Origin of the sequence: Hydrogenophaga sp. SNF1, assembly GCF_034421675.1 — a bacterium.
GTDB lineage: Bacteria > Pseudomonadota > Gammaproteobacteria > Burkholderiales > Burkholderiaceae_C > Hydrogenophaga > Hydrogenophaga borbori.
Genome location: NZ_CP139793.1, coordinates 2,549,012 through 2,569,024, shown reverse-complemented (window position 1 = coordinate 2,569,024; position 20,013 = coordinate 2,549,012). Strand labels below are relative to the sequence as shown.

General features: G+C 68.9%; 17 protein-coding genes and 2 tRNA genes. 7 read left to right on the top strand and 12 right to left on the bottom strand.

Going from position 1 to position 20,013, the window contains the following annotated elements; all coding sequences use genetic code 11:
* Positions 1-108: 108 nt before the first annotated feature.
* The 5 genes from SOM08_RS12210 to SOM08_RS12190 all read right to left on the bottom strand — a co-directional run bounded on the left by SOM08_RS12210 (position 109) and on the right by SOM08_RS12190 (position 3,949).
* Positions 109-184 (bottom strand) — tRNA-His (locus SOM08_RS12210).
* Positions 185-221: 37 nt separating this feature from the next.
* Positions 222-2,144, bottom strand: a complete 1,923-nt coding sequence (locus SOM08_RS12205; RefSeq protein WP_116960456.1) for a SurA N-terminal domain-containing protein — start codon at positions 2,142-2,144, stop codon at positions 222-224.
* A 79-nt stretch (positions 2,145-2,223) separates the two neighbouring features.
* Positions 2,224-2,299: transfer RNA gene (locus tag SOM08_RS12200), tRNA-Val, on the bottom strand.
* A gap of 19 nt (positions 2,300-2,318) precedes the next feature.
* Positions 2,319-2,591, bottom strand: coding sequence for an HU family DNA-binding protein (locus SOM08_RS12195; RefSeq protein WP_070397700.1), 273 nt, complete (start codon positions 2,589-2,591; stop codon positions 2,319-2,321).
* 272 nt (positions 2,592-2,863) lie between these two features.
* Positions 2,864-3,949: a tartrate dehydrogenase gene (locus SOM08_RS12190; protein WP_116960455.1), complete on the bottom strand. Its 1,086-nt coding sequence runs from the start codon at positions 3,947-3,949 to the stop codon at positions 2,864-2,866.
* A 95-nt stretch (positions 3,950-4,044) separates the two neighbouring features.
* Here SOM08_RS12190 and SOM08_RS12185 point away from each other — a divergent pair, with 95 nt between their 5' ends.
* Entirely contained in the window at positions 4,045-5,022 is a 978-nt protein-coding gene (locus SOM08_RS12185) for a LysR family transcriptional regulator (protein ID WP_116960454.1), read from the top strand.
* Here SOM08_RS12185 and SOM08_RS12180 read toward each other — a convergent pair.
* Both SOM08_RS12180 and pgsA read right to left on the bottom strand, forming a co-directional pair.
* Positions 4,979-5,839 carry a DMT family transporter gene (locus tag SOM08_RS12180; protein ID WP_181936562.1) on the bottom strand — a complete coding sequence of 287 codons (861 nt, stop codon included), beginning with the start codon at positions 5,837-5,839 and terminating at the stop codon, positions 4,979-4,981. The two genes, SOM08_RS12185 and SOM08_RS12180, sit on opposite strands and share 44 nt — an antisense overlap.
* A gap of 49 nt (positions 5,840-5,888) precedes the next feature.
* Positions 5,889-6,458: a CDP-diacylglycerol--glycerol-3-phosphate 3-phosphatidyltransferase gene (gene pgsA / locus SOM08_RS12175; RefSeq protein ID WP_116960452.1), complete on the bottom strand. Its 570-nt coding sequence runs from the start codon at positions 6,456-6,458 to the stop codon at positions 5,889-5,891.
* A 129-nt stretch (positions 6,459-6,587) separates the two neighbouring features.
* Between pgsA and SOM08_RS12170 the strand changes: the two genes are divergently transcribed.
* From SOM08_RS12170 to rpoD, 4 genes are all read left to right on the top strand, one after another.
* Positions 6,588-7,346: a 3-hydroxyacyl-CoA dehydrogenase gene (locus tag SOM08_RS12170; protein ID WP_116960451.1), complete on the top strand. Its 759-nt coding sequence runs from the start codon at positions 6,588-6,590 to the stop codon at positions 7,344-7,346.
* 28 nt (positions 7,347-7,374) lie between these two features.
* The gene (locus SOM08_RS12165) at positions 7,375-9,162 is read left to right on the top strand and encodes a gamma-glutamyltransferase family protein (protein WP_322469019.1); all 1,788 of its coding nucleotides are present in this window, start codon (positions 7,375-7,377) and stop codon (positions 9,160-9,162) included.
* A gap of 134 nt (positions 9,163-9,296) precedes the next feature.
* Positions 9,297-11,246 carry a DNA primase gene (gene dnaG / locus SOM08_RS12160; RefSeq protein WP_116960449.1) on the top strand — a complete coding sequence of 650 codons (1,950 nt, stop codon included), beginning with the start codon at positions 9,297-9,299 and terminating at the stop codon, positions 11,244-11,246.
* Positions 11,247-11,527: 281 nt separating this feature from the next.
* Positions 11,528-13,903, top strand: coding sequence for an RNA polymerase sigma factor RpoD (gene rpoD, locus SOM08_RS12155; RefSeq protein ID WP_116960448.1), 2,376 nt, complete (start codon positions 11,528-11,530; stop codon positions 13,901-13,903).
* Between the two features lie 60 nt (positions 13,904-13,963).
* Here the strand turns inward: rpoD and SOM08_RS12150 are convergent, their stop codons facing one another.
* Both SOM08_RS12150 and SOM08_RS12145 read right to left on the bottom strand, forming a co-directional pair.
* Entirely contained in the window at positions 13,964-14,365 is a 402-nt protein-coding gene (locus tag SOM08_RS12150) for a PPC domain-containing DNA-binding protein (RefSeq protein WP_322469018.1), read from the bottom strand.
* Between the two features lie 9 nt (positions 14,366-14,374).
* The gene (locus SOM08_RS12145) at positions 14,375-15,250 is read right to left on the bottom strand and encodes a LysR family transcriptional regulator (protein ID WP_116960446.1); all 876 of its coding nucleotides are present in this window, start codon (positions 15,248-15,250) and stop codon (positions 14,375-14,377) included.
* A gap of 96 nt (positions 15,251-15,346) precedes the next feature.
* Here SOM08_RS12145 and SOM08_RS12140 point away from each other — a divergent pair, with 96 nt between their 5' ends.
* Together SOM08_RS12140 and SOM08_RS12135 are read left to right on the top strand one after the other, a co-directional pair.
* Entirely contained in the window at positions 15,347-15,670 is a 324-nt protein-coding gene (locus tag SOM08_RS12140) for a 2Fe-2S iron-sulfur cluster-binding protein (RefSeq protein ID WP_116960445.1), read from the top strand.
* Positions 15,671-15,711: 41 nt separating this feature from the next.
* Entirely contained in the window at positions 15,712-16,134 is a 423-nt protein-coding gene (locus SOM08_RS12135) for a cupin domain-containing protein (protein ID WP_116960444.1), read from the top strand.
* A gap of 19 nt (positions 16,135-16,153) precedes the next feature.
* On the opposite strand, the gene phbB is transcribed toward SOM08_RS12135, so the two are convergent.
* From phbB to SOM08_RS12120, 3 genes are read right to left on the bottom strand one after another with little or no spacing between them, the layout of a single operon-like run.
* Complete coding sequence (gene phbB, locus SOM08_RS12130; RefSeq protein WP_070397688.1) at positions 16,154-16,891, bottom strand: acetoacetyl-CoA reductase; 738 nt, start codon at positions 16,889-16,891, stop codon at positions 16,154-16,156.
* A 51-nt stretch (positions 16,892-16,942) separates the two neighbouring features.
* The gene (locus SOM08_RS12125; protein ID WP_116960443.1) at positions 16,943-18,121 is read right to left on the bottom strand and encodes an acetyl-CoA C-acetyltransferase; all 1,179 of its coding nucleotides are present in this window, start codon (positions 18,119-18,121) and stop codon (positions 16,943-16,945) included.
* Positions 18,122-18,150: 29 nt separating this feature from the next.
* The gene (locus SOM08_RS12120) at positions 18,151-19,962 is read right to left on the bottom strand and encodes a class I poly(R)-hydroxyalkanoic acid synthase (protein WP_322469017.1); all 1,812 of its coding nucleotides are present in this window, start codon (positions 19,960-19,962) and stop codon (positions 18,151-18,153) included.
* Positions 19,963-20,013 lie beyond the last annotated feature (51 nt).

The following is a 20,013-nucleotide window of genomic DNA, read 5'->3' as shown; positions in this document are numbered from 1 at the left end:
ACGCACCGCCACAACGAAAAAGCCCCGCGTCAGCGAGGCTCTTATCGTGCACCCCCAGCATGCACCCACACCAGCCTGGAGGCCGCATGAATGCTGGGGTTCAAAGGGTGGGGTGGCTGATGGGACTCGAACCCACGACAACAGGAATCACAATCCTGGACTCTACCAACTGAGCTACAGCCACCGCAAGCCGCGCATTATAGCCTCAGCTGGAAAGCGCTTCAGCGCGCGGCCACGGTGGCCGCGCCGGGCTTGGGCACCTTGATGCTGGCCTTGTAGCGGGCCTTGAGCGTCTCGTAGTAGGCCAGGCCTTCGGCGCCCGACCACCACTGCGACACCTGCTGCACTTCCTGGCCCAGGCGCTGGGCGTTCACCTCGCCGCGCGGCAGCACCTGGCTGACCTGCACCACGGCATAGCCCTGCTCGCCCAGGTTCACGCCGGCCCAGGCCGGCAAGGCCTTGGGATCGGCGCTGAGGGCGGCGTCGAGCACGCGCGGATCCAGGTCGAGCGGGGCGTCGCGCGACACGGTGACCGCGGCGCCCAGCGCGCCCGCATCGGCACCGCCCTTCCAGGCCGCCAGCTGCTTCTCGCCCTCCTGCTTGGCCAGTTCGGCGGCGCGTTGCGCGACCAGTCGGGCGCGCACATCGTCGCGCACCTCGGCCAGGCTCAGGGTGCGCGCGGGGTGGTATTCCACGATGCGCGCCGACACCAGCTGGTTGCTGCCGGTGTCGATGGCCTCGGTGTTGCGCTTGCTGGCGGTTGACTCGGGCGCGAACAGGGCTTCGAGCAGGCGGCGGTTGCTCAGCACGCCCTGGGCACCAGGGGCCGGCACGCGGTGCAGGCCCTTGGCGGTCTGGATCGTGAGGTTCAGGCGCTCCGCGGCGGGCTTGAGCGAATCGGGCTGCTCGTAGACGAGGTTGGTGAAGCTGTCGGCCGACTCGGCGTAGCGCTGCTGGGCCTGCTGCTTGCGCAGCGCGGCCTCGATCTGCGGGCGCAGTTCCTCGAACGAGCGCTTGGGTGGCGCCTTGATGTCCGTGAGCTGAATGATGTGCAGGCCGAAATCGCTCTCGACCAAGTTGGAGATTTCGCCCTTCTTGAGTGAGAACACGGCCTGCTCAAACGGCGGCACCATGGCGCCGCGACCGAAGAAGTCGAGGTCTCCGCCGTTCGCAGCCGAGCCCGGGTCCTGCGAATGGGCCTTGGCCAGTTCGGCGAACTTGGAGGGATCGGCCTTGACCTTGGCGAGCAGTTCCTCGGCCTTTTTTCGAATCTCCGCCTTCTGCTCGGGCGTGGCGCCCGGGGGCACGCTCAGCAGGATGTGTCTGGCGCGGCGCTCCTCGGCCCCGCTGAGCTGCGCGGCGTTCTGCTCGTAGTAGGCGCGCAGGTCGGCCTCGTTGAGCTTGACCGATTGCTCCAGCGCCGCGGCGTCAAGCACGAGGTACTCGATGTCGGCCTGCTCGGTGGCCTGGAACAACGCCTGGTTCTGGTTGTAGAAGGCCTCGATGTCGGCGTCGCTTGGCGCCACGCGCGAGGCAAAGTCCTTGGCCGCGAAGGTCTTGACGCGCACCTGGCGTTTCTGGAAGAAGGCATCGAGCGACATCCGCGCCATCGCGCTGCCGGCGAAGCCGCTGTCCTGCACGCTCTGCAACACCTGGCGCTGCGACAGGTCGGCGCGCACGGATGCCTCGAACATCTCGGGCGTCATGCCTTGGCGCGAGAGCAGTTGCCGGTAGGCCTCGACGTCGAGGCTGCCGTCGGGGCGGCGCATGGCGGCGATGGTGGGGTTGGACTGCAACTCGCGCGCGAGGCGCTGGTCGCTGGTGTAGAGGTTCAGCTTCTGCGCGGCGGCGGCCAGCACGCGCTCGCGCACCATGCGCTCCAGCGTGCCGTAGCGCGCCTCGTCGGAGTCCAGCATGGCGGGGTCGATCGTCGGCATCATCTCGCGCAAGCGCTGCGATTCCTGGCGGTGCGCCTGCTCCCACTCGGTGCGCTTGATGCTCTTGCCATCGACCGTGGCCACCGCTTCGCCACCCTCGCTGAACCGGGTGTAACCCTCGACCCCGAAGAGCACGAAGGAGGGAATGATCAGGATCAGCAGGAAGCCCATGAGGTACTTCTTGTGATCGCGAATGGAATCGAACATGCGAACGTCCTTGAGGTGGCGGGTCGAGTGCCGGATTCTGAGGGACAACAAAAAAGGCGAACCCGGGTTCGCCTTTTTGTGGTGGGTGCTGACGGGGTCGAACCGCCGACCTACTCCGTGTAAGAGAGCCGCTCTACCGACTGAGCTAAGCACCCATGTACTTGAATGGCCAGGTCAGTTGACCGCGTCCTTCAGTGCCTTGCCGGGGCGGAACTTCGGCACCTTGGCGGCCTTGATTTTAATCTCGGCGCCGGTGCGCGGGTTGCGGCCCTTGCGAGCGGGACGTTTGCTCACGCCGAACGAGCCGAAGCCCACCAGGGAAACGGTGCCGCCCTTCTTGAGCGTGGTGCGGATGGCGGCGATGGTGGAGTCGAGAGCACGCGTCGCAGCGGCCTTGGAGATGTCGGCGTGCTTGGCGATGTGTTCGACGAGTTCGGTTTTGTTCACGAAGAGCCCCTCTTGAAATGGATTGGGTGAAGCGTGTATTGGGCCGGGTGCGACGGCCGCCGCGGGGGCCGGCCGGTGTCTGCCCGGGAGCGCAGGCCCTGGCGGAAGTGCCGGAATCCATGCGCCGAACGATTAGACCCATGTGCCGCGGCGCGTGTCAACAAGACATCGGGCGCCGAGGCCCATGGGCCACACGAGCGGCGATTCTAGACGCAGATGCCCCACACAGGCCTCCTTCGCCTGGGGCATCGGCGCGTCGGCGAGATCAGCGGTCAGAGGAGCGAGGCGATCGCGCGGCCCACGTCGGCCGTGCCCGCGCGCCCGCCCAGATCGGCCGTGCGCGGCGCACCACTGTTGGGCTCCAGCGTGGCCTCGATGGCGCGCAGCACGGCGTCGTGCGCCTCGCGGTGGCCCAGGAAGTCGAGCATCATCGCGCCGCACCAGATCTGTCCGATGGGGTTGGCGACGCCCTTGCCCGCGATGTCCGGCGCCGAGCCGTGCACCGGCTCGAACAGCGACGGCTGGGTGCGGTCGGGGTTGAGGTTGGCGCTGGGCGCGATGCCGATGGTGCCGGTACAGGCCGGCCCCAGGTCCGACAGGATGTCACCGAACAGGTTGCTGCCGACGACCACGTCGAAGAAGTCGGGCCGCTGCACGAAATGCGCGGTGAGGATGTCGATGTGGAACTTGTCCACCGTCACATCTGGATACTCTTTCGCCATTTCGGCCACGCGCTCGTCCCAGTACGGCATGGTGATGGCGATGCCATTGCTCTTGGTGGCGCTGGTCAGGTGCTTCTTGGGCCGCGAACGCGCCACCTCGAAGGCGTAACGCAGCACGCGGTCGACGCCGTGGCGCGACATCACGGTTTCCTGCATCACGATTTCGCGCGGCGTACCGGCGTACATGCGCCCACCGATGCTGCTGTACTCGCCCTCCGTGTTCTCACGCACGATGACCATGTCGATCTCGCCCGGCTGGCGCGGACTGCCGTCGCGGCGCACGACCGGCGCGACCACGCCGGGCATCAGGCGCGCGGGTCGCAGATTGATGTATTGGTCGAACTCGCGGCGAAAGAGCAGCAGCGAGCCCCACAGGGACACGTGGTCGGGCACCTTGGCGGGCCAGCCCACGGCACCGAAGTAGATGGCCTCGTGCCCCCCGATGAGGTCCTTCCAGTTGTCGGGCAGCATCTGGCCGTGCTTCTCGAAGTAGTCACAGCTGCTGAAGTCGAAGTGGTCGAACTGCAGGTCGATGCCGAAGCGCGTGGCCGCGGCCTCGAGCACGCGCAGGCCCTCGGGCATGACTTCGGTGCCGATGCCGTCGCCGGCGATGACCGCGATGCGGTGCTTGCTCATGGGGGGTCTCCTGGTGGTGCCGTCGAATCGGTGCGCCACTGTAACGAATCCATTCGCAATAATCCGTGCATTGATTATTGAGCCAGGAGCAATTCATGGACCGCGCCGATCTGGAGATGGTGCAAGCCGTTCGCCAGCACGGCAGCCTGGCGCAGGCTGCTCAGGCCCTGGGACTCACGCCGTCGGCCATCACGCGGCGGCTGGCGGCGCTCGAGGCCTCGCTCGGCGTGCGCCTGTTCCAGCGCACCACGCGCCGCGTCAGCCCCACGGCCGACGGCGAGACCCTGTCGCTGCGCGCGGTCGAGCTGCTGCGCGGCTTCGAGGCGGCGGAGGCCGAGCTGCGCGAGCGCCAGGCCGAGCCCGCCGGGCCGATCCGCCTGGCGGCCACCTTCGGCTTCGGGCGGCGCTGGCTGGGGCCGGCGCTGGCGGCCTTTCAGGCGAAGCACCCGGCGGTGTCCATCCAGTTGCAGCTCACCGAGCGCCTGCCCGACCTGGCCGCCGAAGGGCTGGACGGCGCCGTGTGGCTGTGGAGCGCGCCCGACCAGCGCGCGGGCGAGTGGGTGTCGCGCCGGCTGGCGCCCAACCGGCGCGTGCTGGTGGCCGCCCCCGCCTACCTGGCGGTGCACGGCGCGCCGCACACGCTGGACGACCTGGCCATGCACCACTGCCTGGTGGTGCGCGAGCACACCGACGCCGACCCGAGGCGCCACGACCACTGGGCGCTGCAGCACGAGGGCGACGCCGCCCTGCGCCGGGTGGCCATCGCCGGGCCGCTGTCGAGCAACTCGGGCGAGCTGGTGCGCGACTGGTGCCTCGCGGGCCAGGGCATCATGCTGCGCAGCCTGTGGGACATCGCGCCGCAGATCGCCAGCGGCGAGCTGGTGCACGTGCTGCCGGCCTGGAGCCACCGCGACGCCGACATCCACTGGCTGGCGCCCTGGCAGGCGCAGTCGCCCAAGCGCATCCGGCTGCTCGTGACCGCCCTGGCCGAGGCCTTCCGCGACGAGCCCTGGCGGCCCGCGCCGGCGCTCAGCGCGGCGAGCGCACGACCAGGCTCACGCCGAAGGCCGTGACCGCGATGCCCGCCACCGTGAGCGGCGTGATCGGCTCGCGAAACAACAGCCAGGCGATGACGGCCGTGGTCGGCGGCACCAGGTACATCAGGCTGGCCACGCTGGCCGCGGCCCCGCGCTGGATCAAGAGGTAGAGCAGCGAGCTGCCGCCCAGCGTGAGCCCCAACACCGACCAGGCCATGGCGCCGATGAACTCGCCCGTGTAGTGCATGGGCTCGGACTCCAGCAGGGCCAGGGGCAGCGTGACGATGAAGGCCGCGATGAGCTGCACCGTGTTGGCGGTGCGCACGTCGCAGGCCTGAACGAAGCGCTTCTGGTACAGGGTGCCGGCCGTGATGGCGAACAGCGCGAACACCGCGTACGACAGGTTCTCCGCATTGGCGTGGTCGCCCGGCGAGCCGTCGACCAGCTTGCGCGACACCACCAGCACCAGCCCCGCAAACCCCAGCAGCAGGCCCAGCCACTGCCGGCGCGACACCTGTCCCTGCGCGCCGCCCACGGCGCTAAGCCAGATGGCGGTGAGCACCGGCTGCAGACCGACGATGAGCGAGGACAGGCCCGAGCCCATGCCGGCCTTCACCGCCGCCCACACGCCGCCCAGGTAGCCCGCGTGCATGAGCACGCCGACGACCGACAGGTGCAGCCACTGCGCGCGGTTGGCCGGCCACTTCACGCCGGCCCAGACGATCCACGGCAGGAAGCACAGGATGGACAGCGCGTAGCGCATCGCCAGGAAGGACAGCGGCGGTGCGTGCGGCATGCCGTAGCGCGCGACGATGAAACCCGTGCTCCAGATCAGCACGAACACCCAGGGCATGGCGCGCAGCCAGGCGTTGTCGGTCGCGGGAGGACTCACGGGCTCGCTTTCAACGGGAACGCGCGCGGATCTCGGGCAGCGCCTTCTGCAGGTAATAGACCATGGACCACACCGTGAGGACGGCCGACATCCACAGCAGCCAGGTGCCCCACAGGCGGGTGTCGATCAGACCGAACAGCCGGCCGTCGAACAGCAGGAAAGGGATCGCGATCATCTGCACCATGGTCTTGACCTTGCCGATCATGTGCACGGCCACGCTCTTGGTGGCGCCGATGATGGCCATCCACTCGCGCAGCGAGGAGATCGCGATCTCGCGACCGATGATGATGAGCGCCGCGAACACGTCGGCACGGCCCATGTGCACCAGCACCAGCAGGCTGGCGCAGACCAGGAACTTGTCGGCCACCGGGTCGAGGAAGGCGCCGAAGGCCGAGGTCTGGTTGAGCTTGCGCGCCAGATAGCCGTCGGCCCAGTCGGTGAGCGCGAAGACGATGAACATGGCGGTGGCCACCAGGTTCTGCTCCGCCGGGCCGAGATGGCCCACGTAGAACACCCCCACGATCAGCGGAATCGCCACGATGCGGGCCCAGGTCAGCAGGGTGGGGAGGTTGAAGAACATGGGCGGATTATGCGGGCTGGTCCGCGCGGGCAAGGACGGGGGCCGCAGCCACCGAGCGCCACTGCATAATTGACGTTTACGTCAACGTCAACGCCACCCCGGCGCACCCATCCCCTCAGGAGCACAAGCATGGAGATTGCAGGCAAGGTATTCATCGTCACCGGCGGCGCCTCGGGCCTCGGCGAAGGCACGGCGCGCATGCTGGCGGCCAACGGCGGCAAGGTCGTCATCGCCGACATGCAGGCCGACAAGGGCGAGGCCGTGGCCAAGGACATCGGCGGGGTGTTCGTCAAGTGCGACGTGAGCAGCGAGGCCGATGGCCAGGCCGCGGTCGCGAAGGCGGTGTCGCTGGGCAAGCTGATGGGCCTGGTCAACTGCGCGGGCATCGCCCCGGCCGAGAAGACCGTGGGCAAGAACGGCCCGCACGCGCTGGCCGTCTACACCAAGACCATCATGGTCAACCTGGTGGGCAGCTTCAACATGATCCGCCTGGCCGCCGACGCGATGTGCAAGAACGATCCCGAGTCGACCGGCGAACGCGGCGTGCTCATCAGCACCGCCAGCGTGGCGGCCTACGACGGCCAGATCGGCCAGGCGGCCTACAGCGCCTCCAAGGGCGGCGTGGTCGGCATGACGCTGCCGATCGCGCGCGACCTGGCGCGCAACGGCATCCGCAACATGACGATCGCCCCCGGCATCTTCGGCACGCCCATGCTGTTCGGCATGCCGCAAGAGGTGCAGGACGCGCTGGCCGCCAGCGTGCCCTTCCCCAGCCGCCTGGGCACGCCGCAGGACTACGCCAAACTGGCCAAGCACATCATCGAGAACGACATGCTCAACGGCGAGGTGATCCGCCTGGACGGCGCGATCCGCCTGGCGCCTCGGTAAGCCGGCGCTTCGGGCGTAGAGTCGCGCCATGAAGCGCTGGCTCTCCCCCCTCCTCCTGACCTTGCTGCTGGCGGCCTGCGCGCAGCCGCCCGCCGCACCCCCTCAGCCCGAAGCCGCCTCCGGCTACACGGCGAAGCCGGGCTGGTCTTTCGAGCGCTTCGCCGTCGCTGCCGCCAACCCGCTGGCCACCGAGGCGGGCGCGCGCGTCCTGCACGAGGGGGGCAGCGCGGTGGACGCCGCGATTGCGGTGCAGATGGTGCTGACGCTCGTGGAGCCGCAGTCCAGCGGCATCGGCGGCGGCGCGTTCCTGCTGCATTGGGACGGCCGGCGCGTGCAGGCCTTCGATGGCCGCGAGACCGCGCCGGCCGCCGTCGACGAGCGCCTCTTCCTCGACGCCCAGGGCCAGCCGATGCCCTTCGCGCAGGCCGTGGCCAGCGGCCGTTCGGTGGGCGTGCCGGGCACCGTGGCCATGCTGGCACTGGCGCACCGGCAGCACGGCCGCCTGCCCTGGGCGCGGCTGTTCCAGCCCGCCATCGACCTGGCCGAGCGCGGCTTTCCCGTGAGCCCGCGGCTGCACACGCTGCTGGCCGCCGAGCGGGCACTGCCGGCCGACCCCGTGGCCCGCGCTTACTTCTACCGCGCCGATGGCACGCCGCATCCCGTCGGCCATGCGCTGCGCAATCCCGAGCTCGCGGCGGTGCTGCGCGACATCGCGGCCATCGGGCCACGGGCCCTGGTCGACGGCCCGGTCGCGCGCGCCATCGTCGACAAGGTTCGCCAGCACCCCAGCCTGCCCGGCGCGCTCACGCTGGACGACCTGCGCCGCTACCAGCCGCGCGAGCGCGAGGCCTTGTGCCACCCGCTGCGCACCGGCGGGCGCTGGGTGCGCCTGTGCGGCTTTCCGCCGCCCAGCTCGGGCGGCATCGCGGTCGGGCAGATCCTGGGCCTGCTCTCGCGCACGCCGCAGGCCCTGGCCGGGCTGCGCGACGGCCGACCCGGCGCCGACTGGCTGCACGCCTACACCGAGGCCTCGCGCCTGGCGTTCGCGGACCGCGCCCAGTACGTGGGTGACCCCGACTTCGTGCCCGCGCCCGGCGGCGACTGGAACAGCCTGCTGGCCCCCGAGTACCTCAACGCACGCGCCCAGCTCATCGGGCCGCAGCGCCTGCCCGAGGCCCGACCGGGCCGGCCGGCCGGCGCGACGCTGGCCTTCGCGCCCATGCCCGCGCAACCCGAGGCCGGCACCAGCCACATCAGCATCGTCGATGGCCGCGGCAACGCACTGGCCATGACCACCACCATCGAATCGGCCTTCGGCTCGCGCCTGATGGTGAGCACCGATCCCTCGCGCCCCGGCGGCTTCCTGCTCAACAACGAGCTCACCGACTTCAGCTTCGCGCCCGCCGATGCCCAGGGCCGCCCCATCGCCAACCGCGTGCAGCCGGGCAAGCGGCCGCGCTCGTCCATGGCGCCCACGCTGGTGTTCGACGCGCACAGCGGCGAACCCCTCATGAGCGCGGGCAGTCCGGGCGGCGCGCTCATCATTCACTACACCGCCAAGGCCCTGCACGGCAGCTTGCACTGGGGTCTGCACCCGCAGGCCGCGCTGGACCTGCCCAACTTCGGCACCCTGGGCGGCCCGCTGATGCTGGAGCAGAACCGTTTCCCCGACGCCACCGTGCAGGCGCTGCGCGCCCTCGGCCACACCGTGCAAACGGTGGAGATGACCAGCGGCGCGCAGGCCCTGGTGCGGCGCGGCGCGCGCTGGCTGGGCGGCGCCGATCCGCGGCGCGAGGGCATCGTCGCAGGCGATTGACCGCCCCCCCCCGTCGGCGCGAGAGGTCCCGTCCACACAGGCCACGGACCTGGCCGTGCCGCTCCGTCGGCCAGGCCTCCTCGAGGGGGCCGCGCGCGGCGCGGCGGGGGTGCTTCATACTCTCCCCCTTCCCCATGGCCATCCCCCAGAGCTTCATCCAGGAACTGCTCACCCGCGTCGACGTGGTCGACGTGGTGGGCCGCTACGTGCAGCTCAAGAAGGGCGGCGCCAACTTCATGGGGCTGTGCCCCTTCCACGGCGAGAAATCGCCCTCGTTCAGCGTCAGCCCGTCCAAGCAGTTCTATCACTGCTTCGGTTGCGGGGCGAACGGCAACGCCATCGGCTTTCTCATGGAGCACACGGGCATGGGCTTCGTGGAAGCCGTGAAGGACCTGGCCGCCCAGGTCGGCCTGCAGGTGCCCGACGACGCCGCCTCGCCGCAGGACCGCGAACGCGCCGCGCAGCAGCGCCAGCAGCAGGCCACGCTGACCGACGTGCTGGAGAAAGCCGCGCGCGACTATCAGAAGCAGCTGAAAGCCTCGCCGCGCGCCATCGGCTACCTCAAGGGCCGCGGCCTGTCCGGCCAGATCGCCAAGGTGTTCGGCCTGGGCTACGCGCCCGAGGGCTGGCGCCACCTGGCCGGCGTGTTCCCGGACTACCAGTCGCCGCTGCTCACCGAGTCGGGCCTGGTGATCGAACACGCCGACGAAAAGGGCCAGGATGGCCAGGCCAAGCGCTACGACCGCTTCCGCGACCGCGTGATGTTCCCCATCCGCAACGTCAAGGGCGAGTGCATCGGCTTTGGCGGGCGCGTGCTCGACAAGGGCGAGCCCAAGTACCTCAACTCGCCCGAGACGCCGGTCTTCAGCAAGGGCCGCGAGCTCTACGGACTGTTCGAGGCGCGCACCGCCATCCGACAGCACGGCTACGCCCTGGTCACCGAAGGCTACATGGACGTGGTGGCGCTCGCCCAGCTCGGTTTCGGCAACGCCGTGGCGACGCTGGGCACGGCCTGCACGGCCGACCACGTGCAGAAGCTGTTCCGTTTCACCGACGCCGTGGTGTTCAGCTTTGATGGCGACGCCGCCGGCCGGCGCGCCGCGCGCAAGGCGCTGGACGCCGCCCTGCCCTGGGCCAGCGATACGCGCAGCGTGAAGTTCCTCTTCCTGCCCACGGAACACGACCCCGACAGCTTCATCCGCGAGCATGGCACCGAGGCCTTCGCCGCCCGCGTGAAGGAAGCCATGCCGCTGTCGCGCTTCCTGCTGGAGGCCGCCGGCGCCGATTGCGAGCTCGACACCGCCGAAGGCCGCGCGCGCATGGCCAGCCAGGCCCGCCCGATGTGGAGCGCCCTGCCCGACGGCGCGCTCAAGAGCCAGCTGCTGGCCGACATCGCCCATACCGCCGCGCTGGACGCCCAGGACCTGCTGCGCCTGTGGGCGCCGGCGGGCGGCCGCGGTCAGCCGGGCAGCGCCTCGCCGCGCACGGCCCGCGCCCGCCAGGAACCGCGCGACCACGGTGCGGGCCCTGAGCGCGATCATGGGTACGAACACGGTGGCGGATACGGGCCCGGTGCCCCGCGCCGCCGCCAGGGGCAGGCCGCCACCCAGCACGCCTGGCATGGCCGCTCGTCGGCTTCGCGCCGCGGCCTCATGAGCCGCGAGGACCGGGCTTTGGGCCTGCTGCTGTCGCATACGCCGTCCTGGGACCAGCTCTCCGCCGACGACCACCACCTGCTGGCCGAGCTGCCTGCGCCGCACGGCCCCCTGTTCGCCTGGCTCGAGGCGCAACTGCACGAACACGGTCACCAGCCCTGGGCCGCCCTGCGCGAGGCCCTGCGCGGCCACGAGCACGAGGCGCTGGCCTGCCAGCAGGTGGAGCGCTGCGCCCTGACCCCGGGCGCCGAGGAAGACGCCGAGGAACTGGGCGGCGTCATGCTGCGCCTGCGCATCGAGCACCTGAAGGCCCTGGAGGTCGAGGCCATCGCCCGCGCCGGCAACGACCCGGCCGAACTGCGGCGTTATGCCGACATCCAGGCCCAGCGCAAGGCGCTGGAGCACCAGATCGGGGCCGCACCGGTATAATCCTCGGTTGCACCGCAAGCGCGACAGCAGCACCTCCGGCACCGGCCCGGCCCTCCTGCAAGGGCTACATGGCAACACCGCCTGGCCACCCCGCCCTCCCCGGGCGCGCGGAAACCCGCAAGGACTGCACACCAAATGATCGCCCCACAGCTTGCAGGCCCGCCCGCACCGGCCCGTGGCGGGTGCCGTGCTCTTCCAAAACCACCGGTTGACCCCAAGTAGGGTTTTCTGGCGGCTGTTGGGTGTTCTGCCGGTTCCATCGACGTTTTTTTGAGGTTCCCATGCCCGCGAAGAAAGCCAGTCCGTCCGCTGCCGCCACCAAGACCGCCGCCAAGAAGGCCGCTCCTGCCAAAGCCCAACCGGTGGCCGCTCCCAAGAAAGCCCCTGCAGTGACGACCAAGACCACCCCCACCAAAGCCGCCGCCAAGGCCGCGCCGGCCAAGAAGGCCGCCGCCAAGACCACCGCCAGCAGCACCGCGAAAAAAGCCAAGCCCGAGGCCCTGGCCGAGGAGCTGCTGGAAGGCGAAGCCCCCGCCAAGAAGAAGCCTGGCCGCCCCGCCAAGGCCGCGGCCGACAAGCCCGCCGCCAAGCGCGGCCGCAAGCCCAAGGCCGACGCCAAGGGCAAGGGCGAGGACGATCTCGACGACGCCGACCTCGGTGATATCGACGAGGACCTCGTCGGCGACGACGTGCCCGAAGAGGCCAGCACCGAGGAAGCGCAGCCGGTCGAGAAGGCCAAGCCGCTGCGCATGAAGATCAGCAAGGCCAAGGAGCGTGCGCTGATGAAGGAATTCGGGCTGGACGAGACCGTCCTGTCCGAGGAGGAGGCGCGCGCCCGTCGCGAGCGCCTCAAGACCCTGATCAAGCTGGGCAAGACGCGCGGCTACCTCACGCACGGCGAGATCAACGACCACCTGCCCGACAAGCTGGTCGAAGCCGAGACCCTGGAAGTGGTGGTCTCGCTGCTCAACGACATGGGCGTGGCCGTCTACGAACAGACGCCCGACGCCGAGACGCTGCTGCTCAACAACACCGGCCCCACCGCCGCCACCGAAGAAGAGGCGGAAGAGGAAGCCGAAGCCGCCCTGTCCACCGTGGACAGCGAATTCGGCCGCACCACCGACCCGGTGCGCATGTACATGCGCGAGATGGGCACGGTGGAGCTGCTCACGCGCGAGGGCGAGATCGAAATCGCCAAGCGCATCGAAGGCGGCCTGCACAGCATGATGGAGGCGATCAGCGAATCGCCCGCCACCATCGCCGAGATCCTGGCCATGGCCGAGGAGATCCGCGAAGGCAAGGTCGTGATCTCCACCGTGGTGGACGGCTTCGCCGACGCCGACGAGGCCGACGACTACGTCGCCGAGGAAGACTTCGACGACTACGACGAGGCCGACGACGACGATGGCAAGGGCGGCTCCAAGGCACTCACGCGCAAGCTGGAGGAACTCAAGCGCGAGGCGCTGGAGCGTTTCGACGCCATGCGCGGCATGTTCGAGAAGCTGCACAAGACCTACGACAAGGAAGGCTACGGCAGCCCCCACTACGCCAAGACGCAGCAGGCCATCACCGAGAAGCTGATGACCATCCGCTTCACGGCCAAGGCGATCGAGAAGCTGTGCAGCACCGTGCGCGGCCAGGTCGACGAGATCCGCAAGAAAGAGCGCGAGCTGCGCCGCATCATCGTGGACAAGTGCGGCATGCCGCAGGAGACCTTCATCAAGGACTTCCCGCCCAACCTGCTCAACCTCAAGTGGGTGGAGAAGCAGGCCGCCGCGGGCAAGCCCTGGAGCACGGTGCTCGAACGCAACATCCCGCCGGTGCAGGAACTGCAGCAGGGCCTGATCGACATCCAGAGCAGCGTGGTGGTGCCCATCGAGCACCTCAAGGACATCCACAAGCGGATGAACAACGGCGAGGCCTCCTCGCGCGACGCCAAGAAGGAAATGATCGAGGCCAACCTGCGCCTGGTGATCTCCATCGCGAAGAAGTACACCAACCGCGGCCTGCAATTCCTGGACCTGATCCAGGAAGGCAACATCGGCCTGATGAAAGCGGTGGACAAGTTCGAATACCGCCGCGGCTACAAGTTCTCGACCTATGCCACCTGGTGGATCCGCCAGGCCATCACGCGCTCGATCGCCGACCAGGCGCGCACCATCCGCATCCCGGTGCACATGATCGAGACCATCAACAAGATGAACCGCATCAGCCGCCAGCACCTGCAGGAGTTCGGCTTCGAGCCCGATGCGTCCATCCTGGCCGAGAAGATGGAGATGCCCGAGGACAAGATCCGCAAGATCATGAAGATCGCCAAGGAACCGATCTCCATGGAAACGCCGATCGGCGACGACGACGATTCGCACCTGGGCGACTTCATCGAGGACACCACCAACACCGCCCCCATCGAAGCGGCCATGCAGGCCGGCCTGCGCGAGGTGGTGAAGGAAATTCTCGACAGCCTCACGCCGCGCGAAGCCAAGGTGCTGCGCATGCGCTTCGGCATCGAGATGTCCACCGACCACACGCTGGAAGAAGTGGGCAAGCAGTTCGATGTCACGCGCGAACGCATCCGCCAGATCGAGAGCAAGGCGGTGCGCAAGCTCAAGCACCCGAGCCGAAGCGACAAGCTGCGCAGCTTCATCGACTCGCTCTGATCGGGAGGGTTGAGCAGAAAAAAGGGAGCCATTGGCTCCCTTTTTTTCTGGTCGAGTGGATCAGGTGCGGCGGGGCCGCACGACCAGCTCAAGGTAGCCCGTCGCCGCATCGGGCTCGCGCGCGAAGTCCCAATCGGGCAGCCAGGCGATCAGCAGCTCGGCCGTGGTGCGCACGCAGCAACCCGCCATCACATGCCCGCCCCACACACGGCCCTGGGCGTCCGCCACGCTCATGTGAAGGTGCGCGTGGTCTGTGCCCAGCGAGCCGCTGAGCGTCAGGATCTCACTGGGCCCGGGCACGAGCAGCACATCCTCCGCCGCCGCCAGGCGCAGGCGAGCGTCCACCAGGCTGCCGATGCCCGCGACCACGAAAGCCGCGCGCTGCCGGCGCTCGCGCGCCGCCGATTGCAGCGCAGCGCGCAGGTCGTCACCGGGGCTCAGGCGCAAAGGCAGGTGGTCCATGGTTGCGGTCTACATCAGCTCATCGAGAAATCCGCGCGCCGCCGGCGACAGCGGATGGCCGTTGCGCTGGTAGATATAGAACGCGCGCTCGATCGCGGGCTCGACCAGCGGGATGAAGCTCAGCTTGAGATCGCGGCGCAGGGCCCTGGCGTAGTCGGGGGCGGTGGTAACGCCCAGGCCCTGGCCGACCAGCGCGAGCGCCGTGGGCAGGTGCTCGACGACGGTGGCGTCTTCCATGCGCTGGGTGCGGCCGTGCCGCCACAGCGCCTCGCGGATGTCTTTCTCGAACGTGCTCGGGTAGCAGATCCAGGGATCGTCCTGCGTGTCGCTCCACCGGATGGACCGCTTGCGCGCCGAAGGGTGCGCGGACGAACAGACGAACTGGATCGCGACCTTGCGGAAGAAACGGCGTTCCACGCCGGGATCGCATGGCCGGTCCGGACCGATGCCGAACTCCACCGCACCGCGCGAGACCGCGGCGGGAATGTCCTCCAGCGCCGTGTCCATGATCTGCACGCTGACCTGCGGGTGCCGGGCCGAGAACGCGGCCAGCGCCGGGGGAATGAGCGTGCAGGCGAGCAGGCTCGGCGCGCTGAAGCGCAAGGAGCCCCGCTGCAGCTGGCGGACGTCGGCCGCGCTGATGGCGATGCGGTCCAGATCGTCGAGCATGCGCTTGGCGATGGGCACCAGCTGCAGGCCCATCTCGGTCGGCGTGATGCGCTTGCCCTCCCGATTGAACAAGGGCAGGCCGACCTCGGCCTCCAGCTGGCGGATCACCATGCTGACGGCCGACTGCGTCAGGTGCAGTCGGTGCGCGGCGCGCGTGAAGCCGCCGGTCTCGACCGCGGCGATGAAGGCCCGCAGTTGCCGGAGACTGATGTGCATCAGCTGAACTTATGGGTGGGTCAAAAAACAGCGTTTGAATCCTAGCACCGGGGGCCGCAGACTCCAGCGCCAGCACACACCCCATCCACGACGCCCATGCCCCGAATCACCTTTGTCAGCCCCGATGGCGGGCGCAAGACCATCGACGCACCCGATGGCGAAACCCTGATGCGCGCCGCGACGCAGCACGCGGTGGACGAGATCCTCGGCGAATGCGGCGGCGCCTGCTGCTGCGCCACCTGCCATGTCTACCTCGACGACGCTTCCCTGGCCAGGCTGCCGCCGGCCAGCGAGATGGAACGGCAGGTCCTCGAATTCACCGCCGCGCCGCGGCGAAAGGGCAGCCGGCTGGCCTGCCAGGTGCTGGCGGACCGCTTGAGCGACGGGCTGATCGTTGAACTGCCAGCGACCCAGATCTAGGCGCCCCCCAGACACCCTTCCACCACCCCCGCCATACCGCCATGTCACAAGTCCCTCGCCCCCGCTCCTTCCAGCTCCATCCCGACGACAGCCCCTGGGAGCCCGCGGACTACAACATCCTCTGGGAGGACGGCCGCGAATACGGGCGCTTCCGCCGCGTGCTGCGCCGCGACGCGCACGGCCTGACGGTCATCGCCCGCTTCGTGGCGCCGCCGGGCAAGGCCTGGAAGATCATGGGCCGCGCACCCGAACTCGGTGAAGAGGTCTACATCATGAAAGGCGCCTACTACGACACGCGCGGTCGGGTCGTGGCCAGGGAAGGCAGCTTCATGTACAACGCGCCGGGCGCGCTGCACGGCGGCATCTCGACCGACATGACGCTGTACCTGCACTGGTGCAGCGGCAAGCCAGACGAGATCGTGTCGGTGGACCTGATCGACTTCGAGGTGGCGCCCGGCGCCTGATGCCGCGGGGCCGCAGCCCTCAGCCCATGTGCAGGCCGCCGTTGACCGAGAAGTCGGCGCCGGTGGAATAACCCGCCTCGTCACCGGCCAGCCAGGCGATGATGGATGCGATCTCGCTCGGCTCGCCCAGGCGCTTGACGGGCACGGTGGCCACGATCTTGTCCAGCACGTCGGGGCGGATCGCCTTGACCATGTCGGTGCCGATGTAGCCCGGGCTCACGGTGTTCACCGTGACGCCCTTGTTGGCCAGCTCCTGCGCCAGCGCCATGGTGAAGCCGTGCATGCCGGCCTTGGCGGCCGAGTAGTTGGTCTGGCCGGCCTGGCCCTTCTCGCCGTTGACCGAGCTGATGTTGATGATGCGGCCCCAGCCCTTCTCCACCATGTCGGGCACGACCTGCTTGGTCACGTTGAACATGGAGTTGAGGTTGGTGCTGATGACCGCGTCCCAGTCCTCGCGCGTCATCTTGAGGAACATGCGGTCGCGCGTGATGCCCGCGTTGTTGACCAGCACGTCGATGGAGCCATGGTCGGCCTTGGCCTTGGCGAACGCGGCGACGGTGGAATCCCACTCGGCCACATTGCCCACGCTGGCGTGGAACGTGAAGCCCAGGGCCTTCTGCTCGTCGAGCCACTTCTGGTAGTCGCGCGTGGGCCCGCAGCCGGCAACGACCTTGAAGCCCTCCTTGTGCAGGCGCTGGCAGATGGCGGTGCCAATGCCCCCCATGCCCCCCGTGACGTATGCAACCTTCTGACTCATGGTGACCTTTCCAGGCGATTGTTGTTGAACACGTTCATGCTAGCCGCGCGCTCAGCGCTCGACAGCAAGGGAAACCCCCATCCCGCCGCCGATGCACAAGGCCGCGAGGCCGCGCTTGGCGTCGCGGCGCTGCATCTCGTGCAGCAGCGTCACCAGCACGCGACAACCCGAGGCACCGATCGGGTGCCCGATGGCGATGGCGCCGCCGTTGACGTTAACGCGCGACGGGTCCAGCTCCAGCGCCTTGTTCACCGCGCAGGCCTGGGCCGCAAAGGCTTCGTTGAGTTCGAACAGGTCCACGTCGGCCGCCTTCCAGCCCGCGCGCGCCAGCGCCTTCTTCGACGCCGGCACCGGACCCATGCCCATGGTGGCCGGGTCCAGGCCGCTGGTGCCGAAGGCGGCGATGCGCGCCAGCGGCTTCAGGCCCAGCGAAGCCGCTTTCTTCGCGCTCATCACCACCACGGCGGCGGCGCCATCGTTGATGCCGCTGGCGTTGCCCGCCGTCACCGTGCCCGCCTTGTCGAACGCGGGACGCAGGCCGGCCAGCGCGTCGGCGCTGGTCTTCTTGTTGATGAACTCGTCGGCGTCGAAGACCAGGGCGTCGCCCTTCTTCTGCGGGATGCTCACGCCCACGATCTCGTCCTTGAACCGGCCGGCCTCCTGCGCGGCCGCGGCCTTCTGCTGGCTGCCCAGGGCCAGCGCGTCCTGCATCTCGCGCGTGATGCCGTGCGCCTTGGCCACGTTCTCGGCGGTGATGCCCATGTGGTACTGGTTGTAGACGTCCCACAGGCCGTCCACGATCATGGTGTCGGTCATCTTCCAGTCGCCCATGCGCTGGCCGTCTCGGCTGCCGTTGAGCACGTGCGGCGACGCGCTCATGTTCTCCTGGCCGCCGGCGATGACGATCTCACTGTCGCCGGTCTGGATGGCCTGGGCCGCGAGCATCACGGCCTTCAGGCCCGAGCCGCACACCGCGTTGATGGTGAGCGCGGGCGTTTCCTTGGCGATGCCGGCCTTCATCATGGCCTGGCGCGCGGGGTTCTGGCCCACGCCGGCCGCCAGCACCTGGCCCATGATCACTTCGCCGATGGCGTCGTTGGGCAGGCCGCTGCGCTCCAGCAGCGCCTTGATGACGGTGGCGCCGAGTTCGGTGGCGGGCGTCTTGGCCAGCATGCCGCCGAACTTGCCGACGGCGGTGCGGGCGGCGGCGACGATGACGATGTCTTCCATGGATGCTCCTGTGTGATGCAAAAAGTGGGTCAGGCCTTGGCCTTCACATAGCGGCCCGGCGCGGGTTCGATGGCGCCGTAGGCTTTGCCTCGGCCATAGGTCTTGGGCGCGGGAATCTGCTTGCCTCCCATGGGCTTGAGCCAGGCGGCCCAGTCGGTCCACCAGCTGCCCGGGTGCTCGGTGGCCTGGGCGATCCAGTCCTTCACGTTCTCCGGGAAGGCGCTGGAGCCGCTGGTCCAGTGGCTGCGCTTGCCCTTGCTCGCGGGGTTGATGACGCCGGCGATGTGGCCGGAGGCGCCCATGACGAAGCGCTTCTTGCCCGGGAACAGCTGCGTGCTGCCGTAGGCGCCGCCGATGGGCACGATGTGGTCCTCGCGCGAGCCGTAGATATAGACCGGCAGCTTGACCTGGCGGAAGTCGATCTTCTGCCCGCAGACCGTCACCTCGCCGGGCTTGATCAGGTCGTTCTGCAGGTACATGTGGCGCAGGTACCAGGCGTAGTAAGGGCCGGGCAGGTTGGTGCTGTCGGAGTTCCAGTACAGCAGGTCGAACGGCGGCGGCGTTTCGCCCTTGAGGTAGTTACCCACCACGTAGTTCCAGACCAGGTCGTTGGGCCGCAGGAAGCTGAAGGTGGTGGCCAGGTCGCGCCCGGGCATGAGGCCGCCATGGGCGAACTGCATCTCGCGAAAGCGCACGAAGTTCTCGTCGATGAAGACGTCGAGGATGCCGGTGTCGCGGAAATCGAGCAGCGTGGTGAGGAAGGTGGCGCTGTGCACCGGCTGCTGGCCCCGGCCGGCCAGCACGGCGAGCGCCGTGCCCAGCATGGTGCCGCCCACGCAGAAACCCAGGGCGTTGATGTCCTTGGCGCCGCTGATGTCGCGCACCACCTCGATGGCCCGGATGACCGCGTCCTCGATGTACTGGTCCCAGGTGGCCTGCGCCAGCGACTCGTCGGGGTTGCGCCAGCTCACGACGAAGGTGCGGTGGCCCTGCTCCACCGCGTAGCGGATCAGCGAGTTATCGGGCTGCAGGTCGAGGATGTAGAACTTGTTGATGCAGGGCGGCACCAGCAGGAAAGGCCGCTCGTACACCTTGGCCGTGAGCGGCTTGTATTCGATGAGCTGAAACAGCTCGTTTTCGAACACCACCGCGCCTTCGGTGGTGGCCACGTTCTTGCCGACCTCGAACACGCTTTCATCGGTCATGGACACGTGGCCCTGCTTGATGTCGTGCAGCAGGTTGGCCACGCCCTTGGCGATGCTTTCGCCCTGGGTCTCGATCGCCTTCTTCTGCGCCTCGGCATTGAAGGCCAGGAAATTGCTCGGCGCGCTGGCGTCGATCCACTGCTGCACGGCGAAGCGCACGCGCGCCTTGGTCTTGGCGTCGCCCTGCACGGCCTCGGCCATGGCCATGAGGGTGCGGGCGTTGAGCAGGTACGTGGCCGCCGTGAAGGCCGCCAGGGGGTTGCCGCCCCAGGCCTCGGACGCGAAACGGCGGTCGCCCTCGGGCTTGGCCGCCAGGCCCTGGTTCCACAAGGCCGCGGCGTCCTTCAGGTAGGTCTGCTGAATCTCCAGCAACGTGGCCGGATCGAGCGAGGCCTGGGCGCCACCGGCCTGCTGGAACAGCTCGGTGAAGGCCGGCATGCCCATGGGCGCGGCGCCCTGCGCGGGGGGCATGAAGGCGCGCAAGGCCGCCATGGGATCGGGCGTGGGCCCGGCCGCCGCGGCCGCGGCGCCAGGAAACGACTGGGCCATTTGCGTCCACTGCCGCACCAGGCCCTGCTGGAACTCCTGGGCCGCCTGCGCCCAGTCGGCCGTGTCGTTCTTCTTGCCCGATGCCATGCCAGTCTCCTCAGCTTTCACGCTAGGCCTACAGTGTCGGCCCTTGTCTTC

Excerpts from the sequence above, each read along its gene's own strand:
- SOM08_RS12205 (WP_116960456.1), bottom strand. The coding sequence starts at position 2,144 with ATGTTCGATTCCATTCGCGATCACAAGAAGTACCTCATGGGCTTCCTG.
- SOM08_RS12190 (WP_116960455.1), bottom strand. The coding sequence starts at position 3,949 with ATGAGCAAGCACCGCATCGCGGTCATCGCCGGCGACGGCATCGGCACC.
- SOM08_RS12185 (WP_116960454.1), top strand. The coding sequence starts at position 4,045 with ATGGACCGCGCCGATCTGGAGATGGTGCAAGCCGTTCGCCAGCACGGC.
- SOM08_RS12180 (WP_181936562.1), bottom strand. The coding sequence starts at position 5,839 with ATGCCCTGGGTGTTCGTGCTGATCTGGAGCACGGGTTTCATCGTCGCG.
- pgsA (WP_116960452.1), bottom strand. The coding sequence starts at position 6,458 with ATGTTCTTCAACCTCCCCACCCTGCTGACCTGGGCCCGCATCGTGGCG.
- SOM08_RS12170 (WP_116960451.1), top strand. The coding sequence starts at position 6,588 with ATGGAGATTGCAGGCAAGGTATTCATCGTCACCGGCGGCGCCTCGGGC.
- SOM08_RS12165 (WP_322469019.1), top strand. The coding sequence starts at position 7,375 with ATGAAGCGCTGGCTCTCCCCCCTCCTCCTGACCTTGCTGCTGGCGGCC.
- dnaG (WP_116960449.1), top strand. The coding sequence starts at position 9,297 with ATGGCCATCCCCCAGAGCTTCATCCAGGAACTGCTCACCCGCGTCGAC.
- rpoD (WP_116960448.1), top strand. The coding sequence starts at position 11,528 with ATGCCCGCGAAGAAAGCCAGTCCGTCCGCTGCCGCCACCAAGACCGCC.
- SOM08_RS12150 (WP_322469018.1), bottom strand. The coding sequence starts at position 14,365 with ATGGACCACCTGCCTTTGCGCCTGAGCCCCGGTGACGACCTGCGCGCT.
- SOM08_RS12145 (WP_116960446.1), bottom strand. The coding sequence starts at position 15,250 with ATGCACATCAGTCTCCGGCAACTGCGGGCCTTCATCGCCGCGGTCGAG.
- SOM08_RS12140 (WP_116960445.1), top strand. The coding sequence starts at position 15,347 with ATGCCCCGAATCACCTTTGTCAGCCCCGATGGCGGGCGCAAGACCATC.
- SOM08_RS12135 (WP_116960444.1), top strand. The coding sequence starts at position 15,712 with ATGTCACAAGTCCCTCGCCCCCGCTCCTTCCAGCTCCATCCCGACGAC.
- phbB (WP_070397688.1), bottom strand. The coding sequence starts at position 16,891 with ATGAGTCAGAAGGTTGCATACGTCACGGGGGGCATGGGGGGCATTGGC.
- SOM08_RS12125 (WP_116960443.1), bottom strand. The coding sequence starts at position 18,121 with ATGGAAGACATCGTCATCGTCGCCGCCGCCCGCACCGCCGTCGGCAAG.
- SOM08_RS12120 (WP_322469017.1), bottom strand. The coding sequence starts at position 19,962 with ATGGCATCGGGCAAGAAGAACGACACGGCCGACTGGGCGCAGGCGGCC.